The organism is Halarcobacter mediterraneus, from assembly GCF_004116625.1.
GTDB classification, from domain to species: Bacteria; Campylobacterota; Campylobacteria; order Campylobacterales; family Arcobacteraceae; genus Halarcobacter; species Halarcobacter mediterraneus.
Genome location: NZ_NXIE01000001.1, coordinates 430,420 through 451,825 on the forward strand (window position 1 = coordinate 430,420; position 21,406 = coordinate 451,825).

General features: G+C 26.6%; 23 protein-coding genes. 16 read left to right on the plus strand and 7 right to left on the minus strand.

Features of this window, described 5'->3' with window-relative positions; translation table 11 throughout:
• Positions 1-5: 5 nt before the first annotated feature.
• The gene (cheB, locus tag CP965_RS02250) at positions 6-1,082 is read left to right on the plus strand and encodes a chemotaxis-specific protein-glutamate methyltransferase CheB (protein WP_129060405.1); all 1,077 of its coding nucleotides are present in this window, start codon (positions 6-8) and stop codon (positions 1,080-1,082) included.
• Positions 1,083-1,185: 103 nt separating this feature from the next.
• Entirely contained in the window at positions 1,186-2,241 is a 1,056-nt protein-coding gene (locus CP965_RS02255; RefSeq protein ID WP_129060406.1) for a tyrosine-type recombinase/integrase, read from the plus strand.
• Positions 2,242-2,253: 12 nt separating this feature from the next.
• Here the strand turns inward: CP965_RS02255 and CP965_RS02260 are convergent, their stop codons facing one another.
• The 5 genes from CP965_RS02260 to hemW are packed head-to-tail and all read right to left on the minus strand — an operon-like array spanning position 2,254 to position 7,042.
• Entirely contained in the window at positions 2,254-2,532 is a 279-nt protein-coding gene (locus CP965_RS02260) for a hypothetical protein (protein WP_129060407.1), read from the minus strand.
• Between the two features lie 13 nt (positions 2,533-2,545).
• Entirely contained in the window at positions 2,546-3,061 is a 516-nt protein-coding gene (locus tag CP965_RS02265) for a hypothetical protein (protein WP_129060408.1), read from the minus strand.
• 55 nt (positions 3,062-3,116) lie between these two features.
• The gene (locus tag CP965_RS02270; RefSeq protein WP_129060409.1) at positions 3,117-5,087 is read right to left on the minus strand and encodes a M3 family metallopeptidase; all 1,971 of its coding nucleotides are present in this window, start codon (positions 5,085-5,087) and stop codon (positions 3,117-3,119) included.
• Positions 5,088-5,104: 17 nt separating this feature from the next.
• Entirely contained in the window at positions 5,105-5,935 is an 831-nt protein-coding gene (gene prmC / locus CP965_RS02275; protein WP_129060410.1) for a peptide chain release factor N(5)-glutamine methyltransferase, read from the minus strand.
• A 45-nt stretch (positions 5,936-5,980) separates the two neighbouring features.
• Complete coding sequence (hemW, locus tag CP965_RS02280) at positions 5,981-7,042, minus strand: radical SAM family heme chaperone HemW (RefSeq protein WP_228712657.1); 1,062 nt, start codon at positions 7,040-7,042, stop codon at positions 5,981-5,983.
• A gap of 79 nt (positions 7,043-7,121) precedes the next feature.
• Between hemW and CP965_RS02285 the strand changes: the two genes are divergently transcribed.
• The 5 genes from CP965_RS02285 to folP are packed head-to-tail and all read left to right on the plus strand — an operon-like array spanning position 7,122 to position 10,802.
• On the plus strand, positions 7,122-7,592 hold the full coding sequence (locus CP965_RS02285; protein WP_228712668.1) for an RNA pyrophosphohydrolase: 471 nt from the start codon (positions 7,122-7,124) through the stop codon (positions 7,590-7,592).
• A gap of 4 nt (positions 7,593-7,596) precedes the next feature.
• Positions 7,597-8,808, plus strand: coding sequence for an aspartate kinase (locus tag CP965_RS02290; RefSeq protein ID WP_129060412.1), 1,212 nt, complete (start codon positions 7,597-7,599; stop codon positions 8,806-8,808).
• A gap of 2 nt (positions 8,809-8,810) precedes the next feature.
• Positions 8,811-9,362: a HobA family DNA replication regulator gene (locus CP965_RS02295; RefSeq protein ID WP_129060413.1), complete on the plus strand. Its 552-nt coding sequence runs from the start codon at positions 8,811-8,813 to the stop codon at positions 9,360-9,362.
• A complete protein-coding gene (locus CP965_RS02300) occupies positions 9,362-9,994 on the plus strand; it encodes a DNA polymerase III subunit delta' (RefSeq protein ID WP_129060414.1) in 633 nt (210 codons plus the stop codon). The genes CP965_RS02295 and CP965_RS02300 overlap by 1 nt, the downstream gene beginning before the upstream one ends.
• 1 nt (position 9,995) lies before the next feature.
• Positions 9,996-10,802 (plus strand): dihydropteroate synthase, encoded by an 807-nt coding sequence (folP, locus tag CP965_RS02305; protein ID WP_129060415.1) that lies wholly within the window; start codon positions 9,996-9,998, stop codon positions 10,800-10,802.
• Positions 10,803-10,806: 4 nt separating this feature from the next.
• Here the strand turns inward: folP and CP965_RS02310 are convergent, their stop codons facing one another.
• Positions 10,807-11,637, minus strand: coding sequence for a prephenate dehydrogenase (locus CP965_RS02310; RefSeq protein WP_129060416.1), 831 nt, complete (start codon positions 11,635-11,637; stop codon positions 10,807-10,809).
• 108 nt (positions 11,638-11,745) lie between these two features.
• Here CP965_RS02310 and bamA point away from each other — a divergent pair, with 108 nt between their 5' ends.
• The 6 genes from bamA to CP965_RS02340 are packed head-to-tail and all read left to right on the plus strand — an operon-like array spanning position 11,746 to position 19,304.
• A complete protein-coding gene (gene bamA, locus CP965_RS02315; protein WP_129060417.1) occupies positions 11,746-14,007 on the plus strand; it encodes an outer membrane protein assembly factor BamA in 2,262 nt (753 codons plus the stop codon).
• 19 nt (positions 14,008-14,026) lie between these two features.
• Positions 14,027-15,097, plus strand: a complete 1,071-nt coding sequence (locus CP965_RS02320) for a dehypoxanthine futalosine cyclase (RefSeq protein WP_129060418.1) — start codon at positions 14,027-14,029, stop codon at positions 15,095-15,097.
• 54 nt (positions 15,098-15,151) lie between these two features.
• Positions 15,152-16,390, plus strand: a complete 1,239-nt coding sequence (locus tag CP965_RS02325; protein WP_129060419.1) for a M16 family metallopeptidase — start codon at positions 15,152-15,154, stop codon at positions 16,388-16,390.
• Between the two features lie 2 nt (positions 16,391-16,392).
• Entirely contained in the window at positions 16,393-17,664 is a 1,272-nt protein-coding gene (locus CP965_RS02330) for a glutamate--tRNA ligase (RefSeq protein ID WP_129060420.1), read from the plus strand.
• The gene (locus tag CP965_RS02335; protein WP_129060421.1) at positions 17,661-17,939 is read left to right on the plus strand and encodes a YggT family protein; all 279 of its coding nucleotides are present in this window, start codon (positions 17,661-17,663) and stop codon (positions 17,937-17,939) included. Before CP965_RS02330 ends, CP965_RS02335 begins: the two co-directional genes overlap by 4 nt.
• Positions 17,940-19,304 (plus strand): hypothetical protein, encoded by a 1,365-nt coding sequence (locus CP965_RS02340; RefSeq protein ID WP_164970979.1) that lies wholly within the window; start codon positions 17,940-17,942, stop codon positions 19,302-19,304. It begins immediately after the preceding gene.
• Here the strand turns inward: CP965_RS02340 and CP965_RS02345 are convergent.
• Entirely contained in the window at positions 19,269-19,763 is a 495-nt protein-coding gene (locus tag CP965_RS02345; protein ID WP_129060423.1) for a hypothetical protein, read from the minus strand. The genes CP965_RS02340 and CP965_RS02345 overlap by 36 nt on opposite strands.
• Before the next feature lie 77 nt (positions 19,764-19,840).
• Here CP965_RS02345 and mobB point away from each other — a divergent pair, with 77 nt between their 5' ends.
• Genes mobB through CP965_RS02360 form a run of 3 tightly spaced genes read left to right on the plus strand, consistent with a single transcriptional unit; the run spans position 19,841 to position 21,397 of the window.
• Positions 19,841-20,344 (plus strand): molybdopterin-guanine dinucleotide biosynthesis protein B, encoded by a 504-nt coding sequence (mobB, locus tag CP965_RS02350; RefSeq protein WP_129060424.1) that lies wholly within the window; start codon positions 19,841-19,843, stop codon positions 20,342-20,344.
• Positions 20,344-21,189, plus strand: coding sequence for a class 1 fructose-bisphosphatase (locus CP965_RS02355; protein ID WP_129060425.1), 846 nt, complete (start codon positions 20,344-20,346; stop codon positions 21,187-21,189). Before mobB ends, CP965_RS02355 begins: the two co-directional genes overlap by 1 nt.
• Entirely contained in the window at positions 21,182-21,397 is a 216-nt protein-coding gene (locus tag CP965_RS02360) for a hypothetical protein (protein WP_129060426.1), read from the plus strand. Before CP965_RS02355 ends, CP965_RS02360 begins: the two co-directional genes overlap by 8 nt.
• Positions 21,398-21,406: the final 9 nt, after the last annotated feature.

The following is a 21,406-nucleotide window of genomic DNA, read 5'->3' on the forward strand; positions in this document are numbered from 1 at the left end:
AATAAATGTATACAATATTAGTAATTGATGATTCCCCTTCAATGAGAAGAATCATCAAAGATATGATAAATAGTATTGAGGAATTTGAAGTAATAGCAGAAGCCTTTGATGCTTATGATGCAAGAGAAAAAATTAAAGAATATGAACCAGACTTGGTTACTATTGATATAAATATGCCAAAAATGGATGGTGTAACATTTTTAAGAAACCTTATGAGATTACACCCTATGCCAGCAGTTGTTATTTCTGGAGAGAGTGTAAGAGGAAATGATATTTTTGATGATGGTGCAGTAGGTTTTATTCCAAAGCCTGAAGCAGGGGAGTCAATGATATCTTTTGGAGAAAGAATAAAGGACAATCTATTAAATTTAACTTTTTTACTTAAAAGATACACTTTAAAAAAACCTAAAGCAAAAAAACAAGTAAAAACAAAGAGTCTAGAAGTAAACAAAAAAAATCACCCAGATTTAGTTATTCCTTTAAAGAAAGCTGCATTAATGGGAAAGAAAATAATTGCAATTGGTTCTTCTACCGGTGGTGTTGAATCACTATTAAAGGTCTTTAAAAGTTTAACAAATAATCTTCCTCCTATTGTAATTACTCAACATATACCTTATGGTTTTTCAAAGTCTTTTGCAGATAGATTAAATGATAATTCATCTTTAAATGTTGCACAAGCGGAAACCGGGATGATATTAGAAAATGGACACGCTTATTTAGCCCCTGGGAATATGCATATGACTATTGAAAGAACAGCTGGTGGAAATTATCAAATTAGATTATTAGACGATATTAAAGTAAGTCATCATAGACCAAGTGTAGACGTAATGTTTAGATCTGTAAATAATACTGTTGGTGGAGCTGCTATGGCAGTTATGATGACAGGGATGGGAGATGATGGAACAATTGCTATGAAAGAATTATATGATAATGGTGCATATACAATTGCACAAAATGAAGAGTCTTGTGTAGTTTTTGGAATGCCTGCAAAAGCAATTCAAGCTGGTGCTGTAAAAGATATTGTTCATTTAGATGAAATAGCAGAATATATAATTGATTTTGCTAAGAACAAAAGAAGATAAAAAGACTTCTTTTGTGTATATAAAAAAGTTTGAAAATTATAGTTTTCAATACTAATTAATATATATTTTGCTAAAATAGTCATAATTTATTTAAAGGTACAATATGAGATATGAACTTGATTTTGAAAACACTTTTAATAAAACTTACTGTTTTTGGCTCTCTTTATTTGTAAGAAACAAATTAACAACTCTTTCTAATACTCAAGTAAATGATAAAGAAAAATTTGCAAGTATACTTCAAGTTTTAATTCGTGGTAATAAATCAATTGATGAACTAAAAGATTTAGTAAAACAAGCTAGAAATATAGGTTTAACTGGAATTAATACTTATTTTAATCCTCTTATGAAACTATATGAGTTTTTACAAACATTTGGACCTGCTTCTATGAAAGAAATAGATGAGGAGGTCTTAATTGATTTTTTAGCATCATATACAAGTGGTTTATCAGATGCAAGTAAAAAAAACCATAGAATTGCCCTACTTAACTTCTTTTCTTATATAGATAAACAAAATGAAAATCCAGATGGAAGCTCTTACCAATTTAAAATTGAATTAAAGAATTGGGCCGGACTTGGTGGTAAATCTGGAACAAAACTACCTGCACATATGAATAAAAATGAAATTGATAAATTTTTAAAAGCTATTGATGAGTATAAGTTTTCTGCGGATACGGTATATAGAAATAGAGTTATTCTTAAAATGATAATATATACAGGCATTAGGGTTTCAGAAATGCTAAATCTAAGACTTCGTGATTTATACAAAGAAGATGATGTTTATGTATTGCAAGTTCGAGGAAAAGGAAATAAACCACGTATTGCTATGATTAAAACAAAAATTATAGAAAATGATCTTCAAAACTGGCTAAATCAAAGAGTTTGTGACGAAGACTATGTTGTTTGTAATAAAAAAGGAAATAGGTTAACACAAGCTTATGTTAGTAGAATTGTAGAAAACATACTAACTCTTGCAGGTATTAGAAAAGAGAAAAATGGAGCCCATATGCTAAGACACTCTTTTGCAACTTTGCTATACCAAAAACACCATGATCTTATTTTAGTTCAAGAAGCCCTAGGACATGCAGATATAAATACTTCTAGAATATATACCCACTTTGACAAAGAGAGATTAAAAGCTACTACTAATCTTATGGATTAGTAGTATTAATTATTACCACAAACTAGCCGTCTCAAAAGCCTCATTACTTTGTTGTAAAAATTCTAAATAAATTTCTTCATCATAATCTAAATATAAAGAAAAATCTCCAATATTTATACTACTTTGAATATTTCTTTTATTTAAATAACTATTATCTACTCCATTAGATAAATCAGATAAATAATAGTCAACCATAGAAGGAGCCATATTATTTATTGCTAAGTCTAAATCATTAAAACAATTTACACCAAAAGTAGAAAATAAAGAATTTTTATTTAGTAATAATATCATTTTCTTTTTCTATCTAATTATTAAAGCCATTCAATAAAGATGCCATTCTATTTAAATCAATTTTTTCTGAAGATGAACTCTCATTATTATTTGAAGTAGAAGAAAAGGATGATGTATCTTTTTTATTTTTATCCTCTTCTTCTGAACTGGATTCTTTCTTTTTATCTACAATAACTTCTTGCATTGTTTCTCTTACTTTTGAAGTTTCATCATAATTATGCTTCTCAGGATGAGCTTTCTTACTTAATAAGCCTTCTATTTTACTTAACATTGAATTTATATTATTTGAATCTTTTTGTGTACTATCTTGTAATGTATTAACATTATCTTCTAAATTTCTTTTCTCTGCTTCAAGAGCAGAGATTTTATCTTTTAGTTTAGTATTTTCACTATTTAATTGTTCATTATCAGTTTCTAATTTATCATGTTGTTCTTGAAGTTGATCATAAGAGTTTTGTAAATCTTCATAAGCAACTATTAGTTTTTCTAAAGCTTGATTAAGTTTTGCGATTGTTTCTGCGTTTGTCATATAAATAACCCTTATAAATATAGTATATTAATTTAAAACGATATTATTACAAAAACTAGCTAATAATTCCATCAATTTTTAATAAAGAATCAACACTTGGCTCTCTTTGTGCAAATTCATAGAACAATTTATCCATATCTTGTGAACCACCCTTCTCTAAAATAGCTTTTTTATACTTCATAGCTAATTCTTTGTTAAATACTTTTCCAGAATCAATAAACATATAAAATGCATCTGCACTTAATACTTCTGCCCATTTATAAGAGTAATATCCTGCTGCATATCCTCCTGCAAAGATGTGTGCAAATCCATTTTGGAACTTATTATATTCAGGTGGCTTTATTACGGCATAGTTGTCTCTTATGTTATCTAATAATCCCTGTATTTCACTTTCCGTTTTGTATAACTTTTGATGTAGTTTAAAATCAAACAATGCAAACTCAATTTGTCTTAACATTGATAATGCTGATTGGAAATTTCTTGCTTTTATTAACTTATCAATTGCTTCATCATCTAATACTTTTCCAGTTTCATAATGCTTAGCAAACATTTTTAATACTTCCTTATCATAAGAGAAGTATTCAAGGAATTGTGATGGGAACTCAACAACATCCCAAGCTACACCTGCAATACCACTTACAAAAGCTTCAGGTACTTTACTAAATAAGTGATGTAAGGCATGTCCCATCTCATGGAACAGTGTTACAACATCAGAATGTCTTAATAATGAAGGAACGCCCTCTTTTGATTGTGGGAAATTACATACAATATATGCAGTAGGAAGCTTTTTATTTCCATCCATATCTACATAATGAGAGTGCCAATTGTTCATCCAAGCACCACCTCTTTTCTCTTTTTTAGCTTCTAAATCAATATATATTCTTGCAAAGACTTTTGAGTTTTCTTTTATATTACATACTAATACATCTTTATCCCAAGCTTTTGCATCTTTTATTTCTTCAAACTCTACATTAAAGATCTTGTTTAAGAAACTAAAAAAACCATTTAATACAGAAGTCTTTTCAAAATAAGGTCTATAATATTCTTCATCAATATCATATTTTTCTTCTTTTAACTTCTCACTATAATAAGCTAAATCAAAACTTTTTATATCAGAAATGCCATCTTTTAAAGCATACTCTTTTAACTCTTCTATCTCTTCTAATGCTCTATCTTTACCTTTTTTTGCAAGTTCTTCTAAGAAGTTAATTACCTCTTCTTCTTTTTTAGCCATTTTAGTTGAAAGTGAGTATGAAGCATAATTTTCAAAACCTAGAATTTTCACTTTTTCATCTTTTAAAGAAAGGATTTCTTCAATTATTTTTCCATTCTGGGGTGCTCTTGTCGAGTATGCTTTATAAATTTCTTCTCTTCTTTGTCTATTACTTCCATAAGTAATATAAGCTAAATAAGATGGCATTTGAAGTGTGAATTTATATTTAGTTTTTCCATCTTCTTCAAACTTAGCAAACTCTAAATCAGAGGCCGGAATTTCTTTTACATCTTCATAATCTTCAATTATCATTTCATATTCATTTGTTGCATTTAAAAGATTTTGTGAAAACTTATGCGATAACTCACTTAATCTTAAATTTATCTCTTTAAGTCTTTCTTTAATTTCGTTATTTAAATGACAACCACTTAATTCAAAATCTCTAATCTCATTTTCAAGTACTTTTTTTTGTATATCATTTAATGATCTATAACTCTTATCTTGTATAACTTTTAAAGACCTATAAATATTATCATTCTGTGAAACTTCAGTTTCGTAGTTTGAGATTAGAGGAAGGCACTCTTCATAAACTTTTTGCGTTATTTCTGAATTTTTAACCGAATCTATATGAAAGATTGGTGTAATAAAATCACTTAATCTCTCCCCTACTTCTTCATAAGGTTTTACAAAGTTTTTATAACTTTTTTCTTCTATTTTTAATAACTCATCAATTTTATTTTTACTATCTTCTAAAATTTCTTCTAATCTTTTTTTACTATTTTCTAAATCTGTTAGATCAAACTCTTTAAACATATATTCTCCTTTTAATTTTATATTTTTTTAAATTCAACTGTAAATCCTCTATCAAACTTTTCATAATCTTGATAAAATGAGTAGTCTTTTATCAAAAAATTATTTAAATAGTTTTCCAAAGGTTTCTTCTGATCATATCCCATTTCACAAAGTAAATATTTAATCTCTCTTTTTGAAGTCTCTTCAATGATATTTTTTAATAATTCATCTCCAACTTCTCCTCCAAAAAGTGCATTTTGAGGTTCATATTTTACATTTTGAGGAAGCTTATAATCGTTTGCAATATATGGAGGATTTGAAATTGTCATATAAATTTCTTCATCTTCACTAATATTAGTATATAAATCACTTTTGATAAAAGTGATTCTATCTTCTACATTATGTTTTTTTGCATTCTCTTTTGCTAGAGCAATTGCATCATCATTTATATCAACAGCTATAATTTTAATATCTTTTATTAAAAGTGCTAACATAACTGATATAATTCCAGAACCTGTCCCTATTTCTAAAACTGTTTTATTTTTAGTATCTTTTAAAATCTCAACAGCATTGTCAACAAGAAGTTCAGTTTCTGGTCTAGGAATTAGAACATTTTCTTTCACTAAAAAACTTTCTCCATAAAAAGATGCTCTACCAATTAGATACTCTAAAGGATAATCTTTTTTTCTTTTCTCTATTAGTTTTTCTAATTGTTTTATTTCACTAAACTCATTATTATAATTAAGATGCAACCATATATTGTTTTTTTCTAAAATATGACATATAAATATTTCAACTTCTTTAGCTGGAATATGAGTTACATCTTTTAATTGTTTAGAATAATTCCTTACAACTTCTTTTATTGTCATTTATATCCTTACTTCTATAAAAGTTTTTATTATATCAAAAAGAGTTTACTCTAATATATAAAGAGCAATTTCATCTGCTAAAAGAAAGTTTTTGTTATAAACTTTCTTATCTTTTATATATATTTTTTCTTCTTTTATTAAGTGTTCTACTCTTTTTAATTCATCTTGAGTAAAAATAGAAAGTTCTACTCCTAAAATACATCTAAAACCTAAAAGTACTTTTTCTACTTTAATATCTTCATTTGATAGTTCTTCTATTTCATAAGAAATTGGATTTTTGATATATTCATCTAAATCTTTACTTGGGTAATATCTTCTATTGTTTATATATCCAACAGCTCCAGCTCCAACACCTAAATACTCTTTATGTTCCCAGTATCCAAAATTATGTTTTGATTGGAACCTTTTATCTTTTGCAAAATTTGATATTTCATATTGAGAAAATCCATTCTTTTCTATAAAGTCAAATATTTCATAAGATAACGCTTCATCATCTATTTTTACTTCACTTTTATTGAAAAATTTTGTTCCTTCTTCTAAGGTTAAAGAATAAGCACTTAAGTGAGTAACTGGTAATGAAAAAGCTTGTAATAAATCTTCTTTAATATTATTTATTGTGTCAGTTCTAAAACCATAAATTATATCGCAGTTAATACTATCAAAACCTATACAAGAGGCATTTTGTATAGCAGTTATAGCACTATTTGCATTATGTGCACGATTTAATTCTTTTAGCTTATTTTCTTGAAAACTTTGAACACCAAAACTAATACGATTAACACCAAAATTCATCATCTCTTTTTGCCACTTTCTAGTAGCAGAATTAGGATTTGATTCAGTTGTTATTTCTGTATTCTCATCAATATAATTTTCTAATATTTTAAAAGTTTCTTCATAATATTTTGGGTTTATTGTACTTGGAGTCCCTCCTCCTATAAATATTGTTTCTAACTTCTTATTTTGACAATATTTGTATAAATCATGTTGTAACTGTTTATTCAAAGCTTTCATATATTCTTTCTTTAAATTAAACTTTGTTGTATATGAATTGAAAGCACAGTAGTGACATTTACTATCACAAAAAGGTATATGCATATATAAAAGCAATTTTTAATCCTAGGTTTATTATAATATCGAGCTAATTATAAGGGAATTATTATTTATGACTGATAAAGAAAACAAAGAAATTGAAAATAAAAAAAATTACAGACCAAATGTAGCAGCAATAGTATTATCAGCAAAATATCCAGAAAAATGTGAGATTTTTATTGCTTCAAGAACTGATGTAGAAAATGCTTGGCAATTTCCTCAAGGGGGAATTGATGAAGGTGAAAACCCTAATGAAGCTTTGCATAGAGAACTTGAAGAGGAAATAGGTACAAAGGATATTGAGATAATTGCAGAATACCCAAAATGGGTAAGTTACGATTTTCCTCCTGCTATTGCTAAAAAAATGCACCCTTATGATGGCCAAATTCAGAAATATTACTTAGTTAAACTAAAAAAAGGCGCAAAAATAGATATAAACACTGAAATACCAGAGTTTAGCGAATATAAATTTGTTCCTACTGAGAATATTTATGATTATATTACATTTTTCAAAAGAACTGTTTATAAGCAGGTTTTAAAATATTTTAAAAAAGAGGGTTATATTTAAAAAAATGTTAAAAGTTTTAAAATTTGGTGGAACAAGTGTAGGAACACTTGAAAGAATACAAAACGTAGCCAATATAATAAAAAAAATAAAAGATGAAGGTCATGATGTGATTGCAGTAGTTTCTGCAATGAGTGGTGAAACAAATAAATTGTTAGAGTATGCAGCTAATTTTTCTAATAATCCTGAAGCAAATGAAATAGATATGCTATTAAGTTCAGGAGAAAGAGTTACTTCTGCCCTACTTTCTATTGCTTTAAATGAACAAGGATATAAAGCAACTTCAATGAGTGGAAGAGAAGCAGGGATTGTAACGGATAATGCTCATACTAAGGCTAGAATTGAATCAATAGATACAACGAATATGAAAAATGCACTTAATGATGGAAAAGTTATTATTGTTGCAGGGTTTCAAGGTGTAACAGAAGACTCAAAAAGAGTTTCAACTTTAGGTAGAGGTGGTTCAGATTTAACTGCAGTTGCCATTGCTGGTGCTATTGAAGCTGATGTTTGTGAGATATATACTGATGTTGATGGAATTTATACAACAGATCCAAGAATTGAACCAAGAGCTAAAAAACTAGATAAAATTTCTTACGATGAAATGCTAGAACTAGCTTCTTTAGGTGCAAAGGTTTTACAAAATAGATCTGTTGAAATGGCGAAAAAATTAAATGTAAATTTAGTATCTAGAAGTAGCTTTACGCCAGAAGTTGAAGGTACATTAATAACTAAGGAAGAGAATATTATGGAAAAACCAGTTGTAAGTGGTATCGCATTAGATAGAAATCAAGTAAGAGTTGGTATGTATGGAGTAATAGATAGACCAGGAATTGCATCATCTATTTTTACAGCCCTTGCAGATGCAAATATAAATGTCGATATGATTGTTCAGACTAGAGGTCTTGATGGAACAACTGATTTAGATTTTACAATCCCAAGAACAGATTGGGAAGATTGTAAAAAAGTAATGGAAAAATTTAAAACTGAAACAAAAAATATTGATTATAATGATACTATTTGTAAAGTATCTATTGTTGGTGTAGGTATGAAATCTCATACTGGAGTAGCTTCAAAAGCTTTCAGTGCCTTAGCTAATGAAAATATTAATATTAGAATTATTTCAACAAGTGAAATAAAAATTTCTATGGTTGTTGAAGAAAAATATGCAGAGTTAGCTGTAAGAGCATTACATGATGCATACAATTTGGATAAATAAAAGTGCAAGAATTTCTGAATTGGACAGTTGATACAATTAGGGAAGATAGACTTATCTCCCCTTGGTTAGAAGAAAAAAAATATGAATGGGTTCCTTTAGTATCTAAATCTATAATAAATCTTTTTGAAAAAGGTTGTTCTATTTTAGTAATTACAGATAGTGATAGGGATTGGTTTTTAAAATATATTTTGACAAATATTAATTCACAAAAAAAGAATAGACCTTTTTTACCTTTTTACAACTTTAAGTCTTTTTATAAAGATTTAGATGAAGTTAAAACTGAAGATGAAATAAGATTTATCAAAGATATGTTAAATATATCTTTTCCAAATGGATATTGTTTTTGGTATATAGGGAAAAGTCAAGATGCAAGAGCTATTTTACCAAAATTTTCAAAGAATTCTTTTCTTTGGATTTTTGATGAAGAAATACAAGATGCTTTTAATTTAAAAAATAATGATGAAGCTTTAGATATGAAACTTCTTCAAATGTTTAGACTTTATGATAAAACTTTAAGTGCAGCTCTTTTTGCAGAAATTAATGTAGAAAATTAATGTTTAATGAAAAAATAGAAACAGCTCATATTTTAATTGTAAATGATATAGAAGAAACTCTAAACTCTTTATTACCTTTATATTCAAAACATAATACAAGAATAATAAAAAATGAAGAGAAAGAAGAGTTTCTTCTCGCTCAAGCAAATGCAACAATTAAAGAAGCCTATATCTCGTCAAATGAAAAAAAGTATATTTTTCTTTGTGGAAAAACTTTTAGAAATGAAGCTCAAAATTCTTTATTAAAAATATTAGAAGAACCTCCTAAAAATGTTGTTTTTATTATAATAACAAACTCAAAGTCAACAATTTTACCTACAATATTTTCTAGAATGCCTCATAAGATTTTTAGAAAAAGACAAGAGAAAGAAGATTTACATTTAAATATCGAAAAACTAGACCTAAAAGATATTTATGAGTTTCTAAAAGAAAACCAGAGGATTTCAAAAAATGAAGCAACTAATTTTGTAGAAGCTTTATTATTAAAAATTAATAAAGAACAACTTAGGTTAACACAAGAAGAATTAAACTCTTTTTCAAAAGCAATAAAACTTTTAAATTTAAATTCAAGACCTATCAATGTTTTAAATACTCTACTTTTAATTTTATTAAATAGGAAAAATAAAAAATAATATGAAAAATAGTTTTAAAACAAAAATAATGGGTGTATTAAATGCCAATAATGATTCATTTTTCAAAAATAGTCGCATAAATAATGAAAACCAAACTATTATAAAAATTGAAAAAATGATAGAAGATGGTGCAGATATAATAGATATTGGTGCAGTATCAAGTAGACCAGGTAGTGTTGCTGTCTCACCAAAGGAAGAGTTAAATAGAATAAAAAATATTGTTGACGACATTTACAGTCAAAAATTATATGAAAAAGTAAACTTCTCCATAGATTCTTTTGAACCTTTAGTTATAAACTATGTTCTAAATAAAGGATTTTCTATAGTTAATGATATAACAGGTTTACAAAATGAAGAAGTAATAAAACTTTGTGCAAATTTTAATGCTACGGCAATTATTATGCATATGCAAAACAACCCTCAAAATATGCAAGAAAATCCTCATTATGATAATGTAGTTTTAGAAGTAAAAGATTTTTTAAAGCAACAGGCTTTAAAGGCAGAAAGTTTTGGAGTAAAAAGTATTGTTTTAGATGTGGGAATTGGTTTTGGGAAAAACTTAGATCATAATCTAAAACTTTTAAAGCATCTTGATAGTTTAAAAGATTTAAATTATGAATTATTAATAGGTGCTAGTAGAAAATCAATGATAGATAAAATCACATACTCTACTATAGAAGAAAGATTGCCTGGAACTTTAGCAATACATCTTCAAGCAATAAATAATGGAGCTTCAATAATTAGATGTCATGATGTAAAAGAACATTTTCAAGCAATTAAAGTTAATGAAGCTATAAAAAATGCATGAAAATCTATAAGATTTCATGCAGAGTATTTGCTTTTTTCATCCACTGTTTTAAATCACTATAATCTTCTTCTTCAACCATTTGCCTAACTTTTTTCATATGTTCTTCAAAAAGATCTATTGATTTTAATAAATTTTTTCTATTTTGTTTAAAAATATCTGTCCACATCTCAGGACTAGATTTTGCAATTCTACTCATATCTTTAAATCCACCAGCAGCTAAAGCAATTATAGACTTTGGATCTTCATGTCCCATAACTGTATTTGCAAGAGAGTATGAAATAGCATGAGGTAAATGAGACATATAACAAGCATGAATATCATGCTCATTAGCATCCATAACAACAATTCTCATTCCTATTTCTTGAAACACTTTAAAAGCCCTATTTACATGAATATTTTCATTATCCTCTAAGTTACATAGAACTACTGTTCTTCCTTCATATAAATCATCAATTGCTGCTTTCGGTCCTGATTTTTCAGTACCCGTCATAGGATGCGCAGCAATGAAGTTTTTTCTTATCTTACTAGGAACATTGTTTACTATAAACTCTTTTGTAGAACCTAAATCCATAATTGTTGTATTAGAAGAAATATCTAAAAATTCAGGAAGCATAGAAATAATATTATCAACAGGAATAGCTAATACTATTAAATCACAATTATCTTTTAATGTTTTAATATCAACTATTTCATCTACTAAATTTAACTCTATTATTTCTTCTTTAGATTTTTCACTTCTTGCATAACCATAAACTTTCTCTGCAATAGAGTATCTTTTTAATGCTTTTGCAAAAGAACCACCCATTAGTCCTAATCCAATTATTCCAACATTCAAGTTTCAACCTTCTTTAATATATAAATTTCAAAGGCATTATACCTTAAACATCCTATAAAGTTTATTTAGATATATTTTAACTTTAATTATTAAAAACCAAGGATAACTGTGAAAAAGAAAAGTATCTTATTATCTGTTACATTAGCTTCACTTCTACAAGCTGAACAAATCACTTCAATTGAGTATATAAACTTAACAAAAATTTCTCCAACAATTGCGAAAGAAACATTATCAATAAAAGTAGGAGATGAACTTGATGTTGAAAAAGTCAATAAAGCAATAAAAGACTTTTATAAATTTAATTATTTTGATGATATTCAAGCAAATATATCAGAAGAAGGAAAATTAAAATTTATATTCAAAGAAAAAGCTTCCGTTGCAAATGTTGATATAAATGGTTACAAAAGTAGAGAAGAAGACAAAAATAACCTAAAAGTTTTAATGGGACTAACAAAAGGAACAATGTTCTCTGAAAAAAGAGTTAAAGCTGCAAAAGAAAAATTATTAAAAGAATTGGAAAGAGAAGGTTATATTAATTCGGTTGTAGAAGTTGATGTTGAACATTTAAGTGAAGATTCTGTATCAATCACTTTTGACGTAAATAAAGGTGATGAAATTGTTATTAAAAAAGTAAACTATTTTGGTGCACAAAATTTAGAAGATGACGATTTCGAACCATTTATTGCAAACAAAGAAGAAGAGTTTGCCTCTTGGTTTATTACACAAAATGATGGAGAGTTAAAAGCAGATCAATTAGAATATGATGGTAAAAGAATTCAGGAAGTATATCTAGAACATGGATATTTAGATGTAAAAGTAAAAGATCCTTTTTTAGAAGTTGATTTTGCTTCAAACCAAGCGGATTTAGATTTTTATATAGAAGAAGGTATTCAATATAAAGTTAATACTATTACAATATATGCAAATTCTGAGATAGTTGATCCTAAAGATATTTATCCTGAACTACAATTAGAAAAAGATAAGATTTTTAATATAAAAAGACTAAGAAAAGATGCTGATTATATAAAAACATTAATTGCAGATAAAGGTTATGCTTTTACCCAAGTAAATTATGATATTAAAAAAGATGAAAAAAATGGTACAGCTGATTTAGTTTTTAATGTTGTTCCAGGTGAAAAAGTATACATTAGAGATGTTAAAATATCAGGTAATGCAAGAACACTAGATAGAGTTATTAGAAGAAATGTATACCTTGCTCCAGGAGATTTATTTAATTTAACTGATTATAATGATTCTAAAAATAGATTAAGAAGAACAGGTTTCTTTGATGATGTAATAATAGAGCAAAAAAGAGTTTCTGCAGATAAAATGGATATTATTGTAAAAGTAAAAGAAGGTGCAACAGGAGCTTTAACTCTAGGTGGAGGATATGGTTCTTATGATGGTTTAATGATTAGTGGTTCAGTATCAGATAATAATATTTTTGGTTCAGGGTTAACCTTAGCAGTTTCTGCTGATTTATCAAAAAGAAAAAGTGATTTAACAATAAGAATAAAAAATCCTGCAATATCAGATAGTAAATTTCATGGAGATTTTGAAATTCATTCAGATGTAACTGAAATTGATAACTCAAAATATGATTTAGATAGAGATGCAAAAGGTTTTTCTTTTGGAATTGGTAGAGAGATCATAAGAAATCTTCAAGTTGGAGCAAGATATAAACTTGATTTTATTCAAGAAGATTATGAATATGCTGATGGAGAAAGAGATGATTTAATAAGAAAAGGGAAAACACCATATGATGATACTGATTATGTAACAAGTTCTATTACTCCTTATATTAATTTTGATAATACTGATGACTATTTTAATCCAAGAAGTGGTTTTAAAGCTTCATCTTCTTTAGAGTATGCTGGATTAGGTGGTGATTCGAAATATCTTAAGAGTATTTCATCTTTTAGATACTTCTATTCTTTAAATGAACTTTATGATTTAGATTGGATTTTAAGATATAAGCTTCAAACAAGGCTTCTTGTGGATAATGGTCAAATTAACCAAGGGGATTCATTATATCTAGGTGGAACAAAATCTTTAAGAGGATTTAAATCTTATGCTTTCCCTAAAAATGATACAGGTGAAGTTGTTTCTCCATATAAAAAGATGGCAGCAACATCTATTGAATTAAGCTTCCCTCTTTCAGAACAAGCAAAAATGAGATGGGGTATTTTCTACGATTATGGGATGATAGGAGAAGATAATTTTACAGATGTTAAAAGATCTTCGACTGGGGCTTTATTTGAATGGATTTCACCTTTTGGACCCTTACAGTTAATATTTGCTAGTCCTTTAGACGATGAACCAGGAGATGATACTTCTAGCTTTGAGTTCTCATTAGGAACTAGTTTTTAATTATAAAAATGGAAAAGTAATGGTAAAAAAAATTGATATTATAAATAGAAGAATTTCTAATGAAGAAGCCCTTGATTTAATTCAAAATGCTTCTTTAGTAGAATTAGGAAAATTAGCTTCAAAAAAGAAAGAACAACTTCATCCTGAAAAAGTTACAACTTTTGTGGTTGATAGAAATATTAACTATACAAATGTATGTTGGGTAGATTGTAAATTCTGTGCATTTTATAGACATGGGAAAGATGAAGATTCTTATGTGTTAAAATTTGATGAAATAGACAAAAAAATTGAAGAATTATTAGAAATTGGTGGAACTCAGATTTTAATGCAAGGTGGAGTTCACCCAAAACTTAAAATTGACTATTATGAAGAGTTAGTGGAACATATTCATACAAAATTTCCACAAATAACTTTACACTCGTTTTCAGCTATTGAAATTTGTTATATTGCGAAGGTTTCAAAAATCTCAAGGCTTGAAGTTTTAAAAAGATTACAAGCAAAAGGATTAAGCTCAATTCCAGGAGCTGGTGCTGAAATTTTATCAGATAGAGTAAGAGATGTTATTGCTCCTAGAAAGATTGATACAGATGATTGGTTAGAAATTCATAGATTAGCCCATTCAATTGGTATGAAAACAACTGCTACAATGATGTTTGGAACAGTTGAAACTGATGAAGAAATCATTGAGCATTGGAATAGAATAAGACAATTACAAGATGAAACAGGTGGTTTTAGAGCCTTTATTATGTGGTCTTTTCAAAGTGATAACACGAAATTAAAAGAAGAAATCCCTGATTTAAAACCACAATCATCAAATAGATATTTAAGATTACTTGCTGTTTCAAGATTATATTTAGATAATTTTCCTAATATTCAAAGTTCATGGGTTACACAAGGAAGTTATATTGGTCAAATGGCTCTTAAGTATGGAGCAAATGATTTAGGAAGTACAATGATGGAAGAAAATGTAGTTGCAGCAGCAGGAGCAACAAATTGCATGAACCAAGATGAAATGATTGAACTAATTCAAGACATTGGGGAAAACCCAGCAAAAAGAAATACTGCTTATGAGATATTAGAAAGGTTTTAAATAATGAACCTTTTTAAATCTTTTCTTATATTACTAATAATTCAAGGATATTTAATGTCTGCTACTTTAAAGCATATAAAAATTAACAATATTAACGTACCTATCGTTTTTGAAGAGGACAAGCACCTGCCAATATTAAATTTGCAGCTTGTCTTTAAAAATTCTGGATATATACAAGATAAAAATAAAAATGGTTTAGCATCTCTTTCAGCAAAACTGCTTAATGAAGGGACTAAAGAATTAGGTTCTACAAAGTTTGCACAAAAACTTGAGGACTCTGCAATTTCTTTACATTCTAATATAGGATTTGAAACTTTTGTAATTGAACTTTCATCAATTAAAGAAGTAAATGACAAAGGACTTAAACTTTTAAAACAATTATTAAATGATCCTAATTATGATAAAGATGTTTTAGAAAAACTTAAAACAATAAGTACAGGTGGCTTAAAAAGAAAAGAACATGATTTTGACTATATTGCAAGTACAAATCTAAAAAAAATCCTTTTTAAAAATACTCCTTTAGAAAGTCCTGCTAGTGGAACAATAAAGTCGATTTCTAATATAAAACTTTCTGATATTGAAAACTTTTTAAATAAGACAATAGATTTAAACAACTTAATAATTGTTGCAGGTGGAGATATTAATTTTAAAGATTTATCTAAAAAATTAAACTCATTATTAAAAGACATAAAAGCAGATAATAGTAATAAATTCCAAGAAGTAAAGGTATCAGAAAAAGTTCAAACAAAAATTATAAAAAAAGATACTCAACAAGCCTATATTTATTTTGGAAGTCCATTTTATACAAATGTATCTAGTAATGACAACTATAAAGCAAAAGTTGCTTCATTCATTCTTGGAGGAAGTGGTTTTGGAAGTAGACTTATGGAAGAGATAAGAGTTAAAAGAGGTTTAGCTTATTCTGCATATGGATATGTATCAATTAATAAATCACATACTTACTTCACAGGATATTTACAAACAAAGTTAGAAAGTGCTGATGAAGCTAAAGATTTAGTAATTCAAATTGTTGATAATTTCGTTAAAGAAGGAGTTACTAAAGAAGAATTAGATTCAGCTAAAAATTTTATTTTAGGTAGTGAACCACTAAGAACAGAAACACTATCTCAAAGGCTACATAGAGCTTTTACTTTATATTACAGAGGTTTAGACTTTAACTATACTGAAAAAGAACTAGAAAAAATAGAAAACCTAACATTAGAAGAGTTAAACTCTTATATCCAATCTCATAAAGAGATTAAAAAATTATCATTCTCAATAGTAAGGAAATAATTTTGTTAAGATTTACTATAAATCCTATAAATGACATAAATATAGATGATTTAAGAATAGTTTTATACAACTATATAATTTCAAAACAGCTAAATGAAAAACTTTTAATAAGAATCAATGATTTAGAAAAAGATAAAATTGCAGAAGGAAAAGATAAAGAAACTTTAGAAATTCTATCTCTTTTTTCAATAGATTATGAGAATACTATTTACCAAAGTGATAATCTAAAATATCATCAAAAACTTGCAATGCAATTAATGAATCAAAAAAAAGCTTTTGCATGTTTTTGCTCCGATGAAAAACTAGAAGAATTAAAGGGTGAAGCTAAAAAACAAAATAAACCTTTTGAATATGATGGATTTTGTGAAACTCTTTCAGATGAAACTGTATTGAATGTAAATGCTCCTTTTACAGTAAGAATAAAAAAACCTGAAACAAAAATTGAATTTAATAATTTATTAAAAGAAAAGCTTTCTTTTTCACCTTCTGAAATAGATTCTTTTGTAATCCTAAATCATGATAAGAAACCAACATATAACTATGCTTGTTCTGTAGATGATATGCTATATGATATTTCAACAGTAATTAGAAAAGAGGCTTATTCTGTAAATAGTGCAAAACAAATACATATAAGAAATCTACTTAATTATGATAAAGAAATTAACTATATTCACATAGCAAGTCTTGAATCTAAAAATAATTATACAATCAAAAGTCTTATTGATGAAGGTTTTCTTCCCGCAGCTATCGCCAATTATTTGGTACTTCTTGGAAATGAATCACATGATGAACTTTTTACGATAGAAGATGCTATTGAATGGTTTGACATAAAAAAAATATCCAAAAAAGTACTTCATTTTGATATTGATAAATTAAAATCTTTAAATAAGAAACATCTTGAAGAAATAGATGAGATGAGACTTTCTAAAATTTTAGGTTTTGCAGATGTTGATATTGGAAAATTAGCAAAACTCTTCTTAGAAGATTCAAATACAATAAAAGAAATAAAAGAAAAAATAAATCTTGTATTTTCTCAGAAATCAAATTATCAAGGTTCCAATGAAGATTTTCAACAAATAAAAAAATGCTTAAGAAACGCTCCTTTTATTGAAACTTTTGAAGAATTAAAAACTTATATTTTAAATAAAACAAATTTAAAAAAAGAAAATATAATCACTCCATTAACTTATCTTTTAATAGGAGAAGAAAAAAATAAAGATATTTCTAAAATATATTTATTAATTAAAAACTACTTAGGAGAAATAATAAAATGATAGACGCACTTTTAGGTTCAATATTTACGGTTATACTAAGTGTAATCTTTCTTTATAAATGGGTTATAATTATTGCAGCAATAATTTCATGGGTAAGACCAGATCCTTACAATCCTATAGTTCAAATGTTATATAGATTAACAGAACCTGCTTATAATCTTGTGAGAAAATATATTCCTACAGTATTTGGTGGTATGGATTTTGCTCCAATTATTGTAATATTAGTATTGATTTTTCTTGAAACATTCCTAGGCAAATTATTTATGAGTATGTAAATGAAAACTTCTACCCTATTTTTATCTACTTTTTTAATAGTAAATTTGTATTCTCAAGAAGTTGAAGAAAAAATACAAAAACCAGAACTTTTAAATCTAGAAAAAATAGAAAAAGAAAATAAAGGAATAAAAAGAGACTTTTTAATAAATAAATATTTAAAACAAGATTCAATTTCTTCTGAACAAGCTTTTGAAGTTTTAAAATTAATTGATAATATGAATTTAGAATTATTTGAGAACTTTGCAAAAAAGTTTGGTCATGATGAAACACTTGCTGTAATGCAGTGTATTAAAATGCCACTTAAACAGCTAATAAACTCTTATCCTGATTGTATTTCTTTAGGATTAACAAATAATGAAGCATTGACATTAAATTCAATAGAACTTAATGTTCTAATAAAAAAACTTTACGAAAAATATCCAGATTTTTCAAAAAGGTTAAAAGTTTTAAATGCACCTATTCCTTTTACAAAATTAATTAGTTTATCTAGCTCAAATTTTTATAAACTTTTTTTTAATTTAAAAGATAGTTATATAGAAAAGCATTTTAATTATAAACTTCCCAAAAGCACTTTAAACAAAATAATAAAAGATAAAGAAAATTTTCAAAGACTCTTAATAAAAACTTTAAAAAATCAAAAACTTGATATGCTAAATAAAAGTTTTTATAATTTAGATTTCAATTATAATGAAGAAGTATTATTCTCTTTTGCAATGAATTCATATTTTAATCAAAACCTTGAATTAAGCTCAAACTTTTTACAAGAAGCAAAAAAATTCAATACCTTAAAAAACAACAATAAATATAACTTTTGGTTATTTAAAGTTACAAAAGATGAAAGCTACTTAAAAGAAATTTTAGAAAATAGTAATATAAATATATATACTATTTTTGCAAAAGAGTTATTAAATAAAAATAATAAAATAATTCTTTATACTGAAAATAAAATGTTAGAAGAAAGTATGAAAAAAATTACTAAAGAAAATCAAGCTTTTTTATACTCTTTAGCTAAAGTTGAATCTAATCTGAATGAAAATTTTATTTCATCTAGCTTTAAAACAGGTATTTTTCAAACTAAAAAGTCATTAAAAACAGATATTAAATCATCAATTGAAAATATGGAAAACAAACTAAATAATATCGAAGAAGAAAATCCACTTATAAAATATCTTATTTTCAAAAATAAAGAAAAAATAGTTTCAAATGTTATAGAAACAAAAGACAAGTATTTAGCATTGGAACTAATTCCAAAAAATGAAAAAATTAAAGAGTTTTTATTTACTTATTATTTATACTATTCAAATAAAAATAATAATTTTAAATTAAATTCACTCTTTTCTGAAAGTAAAAAAAGTTTGCCCTAATCTAGAATGAATAAATTTTAAATTTAAATCTCTATTGTTCTTTTTATTTTCAAACTTAATCAAAAAATATTTTGCCCATGGACTCTTTAAAGAAATTCCTTGTACTAAAGAAGAAGTATTTGCATCCAGATTTTCTATAGAAAAAGACTTTTGTTTATTTAAAAACAATTTAAACTCATCTTTGAAAAGATTTTCTTTTTCTTTATTTGCTAACTGTATACCTAAAATAAATGTTTCAATACCTTTTTCATCATATTTATCACTTATTTTATTTAAATAAGTTAAAAAAACCAAAGCTTCAACCTGACCGTTATCAAGTAAATCTCTTTTTTTTGTATACTGTATTGCTTTAGCACTATATTTATCTTTTTCAAAATGATTTAAGGCAGTTGTTTTATCTGAACATGCAGCAAAAAAAGTTAGTGAAAGTAATAGTAAAAAACTATTAATTATATTCATCAAAGTATCCTAAATAAGTATTAAGTAATATTATACACTAATGTAACTTTAACATATATTTAGGTAAAATATTAAGCATGAATAAACAATATAAAAAATTTGCAATAGCCTTTAGTGGCCCTTCTAATAGTGGTAAAACAACACTTATTATTAAAATTTCAGAAGCTTTACAAGCTAAAGGTCATAAAGTTTGTATTGTTAAGCATGATCCAGGGGATAAAGCAAACTTTGACTTTCCCAAAAAAGATAGTTTCAAGTTTTCTCAAACAGGTGCAAATGTAGCAGTTGTTAGCCCTAAACGAACAACTTATTTTAAGAATGAAACTTCATCAATTGATGAAATTATTGAAACATTTAAAGAATTTGATTATTTACTAGTTGAAGGATTAAAAACACTTCCTCTTCCTAGAATAACTATATTTAGAGAAAAGGTAGATGAAAGTTATTTCAAATATAGTGATGCTATTGCTATAGACCATACAATAAACCAAAAAGATATTCCCTCTACTTTAGATAAATTAAATTTAAATAATTTGAATGAAATAATAAACTGGATTGAAAATAAAGCAAAGAGAGTTTAATGCAAGAAATATTTGAAGCAATAAAAGAAGCAAGTAAGCAAATACAAGATGTAATCGAATTAGGTGATACTGCAAAAAGTGAAAACGAAAATTCTACAGGAGATACTCAGTTAAAACTTGATATTGCAAGTGATATCATTATTGAAAAAATATTTTCGACTATACCTTCAATAAAATCAATAGTTAGTGAAGAAAGAGAAGATATTATTCAATTAAATGATGAAGGTGATTATCTAATTGCATATGATCCTTTAGATGGTTCTTCTCTAGTTGATGTAAATTTATCGGTTGGTTCAATTTATGGAATATATAAAAATGACTTTTCAGGAGAAAATATAATTGCCTCTGTATATGTTGTTTTTGGACCAAGAGTTGAAATGGTAATAGCTGCTAATAATGAAGTAAAATTATACAGACTATTTGAAAATAATTTTAATTATATAAAAGATATAAAATTAGAAAAAAAAGGTAGTTTAACAGCTACAGGTTCTACTCAAATGTGTTGGTCTGAACAACATAAAAAACTTATAAATCAAATGTATGAAGATGGTTATTATTTAAGGTATTCAGGAGGAATGGTTCCTGATTTACATCAAATACTTTTAAAAGGTGGAGGACTTTTTTCTTACCCTGGAACAACGGATAGACCAGAAGGAAAATTAAGACAATTATTTGAAGTTTTTCCTTTTGCTCTAACCTATGAATTCGCAGGGGGAAAAGCTGTTAATGGTAAAGATAGAGTTTTAGAAATTAAAACCAATCACATCCATGATACAAGCCCATGTTTTTTTGGTTCTAATGATGAAATTAATAGAGTATTAGAAGTTTATAAAGAAAATGTCTAAAAATATAGAAAAAGACAAATGGGAAAAAAACCTTGAAGAAGTAAAAATGGAGTTAAATAACTGTCAAAAATCACTACATAATAAACTTTCTTGCCAACCAAATGGTGTTTATTGTGAAAGTTTTTTTGACTGTGAACTTAGAAAAAAATATGTATTAGCTGTTTATGAGTCAATGAATAAAGGCTCTGGCGGTGGATTTGAATTTTAATAAAAAAGG

Coding starts and splice junctions, on each gene's coding strand:
- cheB (WP_129060405.1), top strand. CDS start 6: ATGTATACAATATTAGTAATTGATGATTCCCCTTCAATGAGAAGAATC.
- CP965_RS02255 (WP_129060406.1), top strand. CDS start 1,186: ATGAGATATGAACTTGATTTTGAAAACACTTTTAATAAAACTTACTGT.
- CP965_RS02260 (WP_129060407.1), bottom strand. CDS start 2,532: ATGATATTATTACTAAATAAAAATTCTTTATTTTCTACTTTTGGTGTA.
- CP965_RS02265 (WP_129060408.1), bottom strand. CDS start 3,061: ATGACAAACGCAGAAACAATCGCAAAACTTAATCAAGCTTTAGAAAAA.
- CP965_RS02270 (WP_129060409.1), bottom strand. CDS start 5,087: ATGTTTAAAGAGTTTGATCTAACAGATTTAGAAAATAGTAAAAAAAGA.
- prmC (WP_129060410.1), bottom strand. CDS start 5,935: ATGACAATAAAAGAAGTTGTAAGGAATTATTCTAAACAATTAAAAGAT.
- CP965_RS02290 (WP_129060412.1), top strand. CDS start 7,597: ATGTTAAAAGTTTTAAAATTTGGTGGAACAAGTGTAGGAACACTTGAA.
- CP965_RS02300 (WP_129060414.1), top strand. CDS start 9,362: ATGTTTAATGAAAAAATAGAAACAGCTCATATTTTAATTGTAAATGAT.
- folP (WP_129060415.1), top strand. CDS start 9,996: ATGAAAAATAGTTTTAAAACAAAAATAATGGGTGTATTAAATGCCAAT.
- CP965_RS02320 (WP_129060418.1), top strand. CDS start 14,027: ATGGTAAAAAAAATTGATATTATAAATAGAAGAATTTCTAATGAAGAA.
- CP965_RS02325 (WP_129060419.1), top strand. CDS start 15,152: ATGTCTGCTACTTTAAAGCATATAAAAATTAACAATATTAACGTACCT.
- CP965_RS02335 (WP_129060421.1), top strand. CDS start 17,661: ATGATAGACGCACTTTTAGGTTCAATATTTACGGTTATACTAAGTGTA.
- CP965_RS02340 (WP_164970979.1), top strand. CDS start 17,940: ATGAAAACTTCTACCCTATTTTTATCTACTTTTTTAATAGTAAATTTG.
- CP965_RS02345 (WP_129060423.1), bottom strand. CDS start 19,763: ATGAATATAATTAATAGTTTTTTACTATTACTTTCACTAACTTTTTTT.
- mobB (WP_129060424.1), top strand. CDS start 19,841: ATGAATAAACAATATAAAAAATTTGCAATAGCCTTTAGTGGCCCTTCT.
- CP965_RS02355 (WP_129060425.1), top strand. CDS start 20,344: ATGCAAGAAATATTTGAAGCAATAAAAGAAGCAAGTAAGCAAATACAA.
- CP965_RS02360 (WP_129060426.1), top strand. CDS start 21,182: ATGTCTAAAAATATAGAAAAAGACAAATGGGAAAAAAACCTTGAAGAA.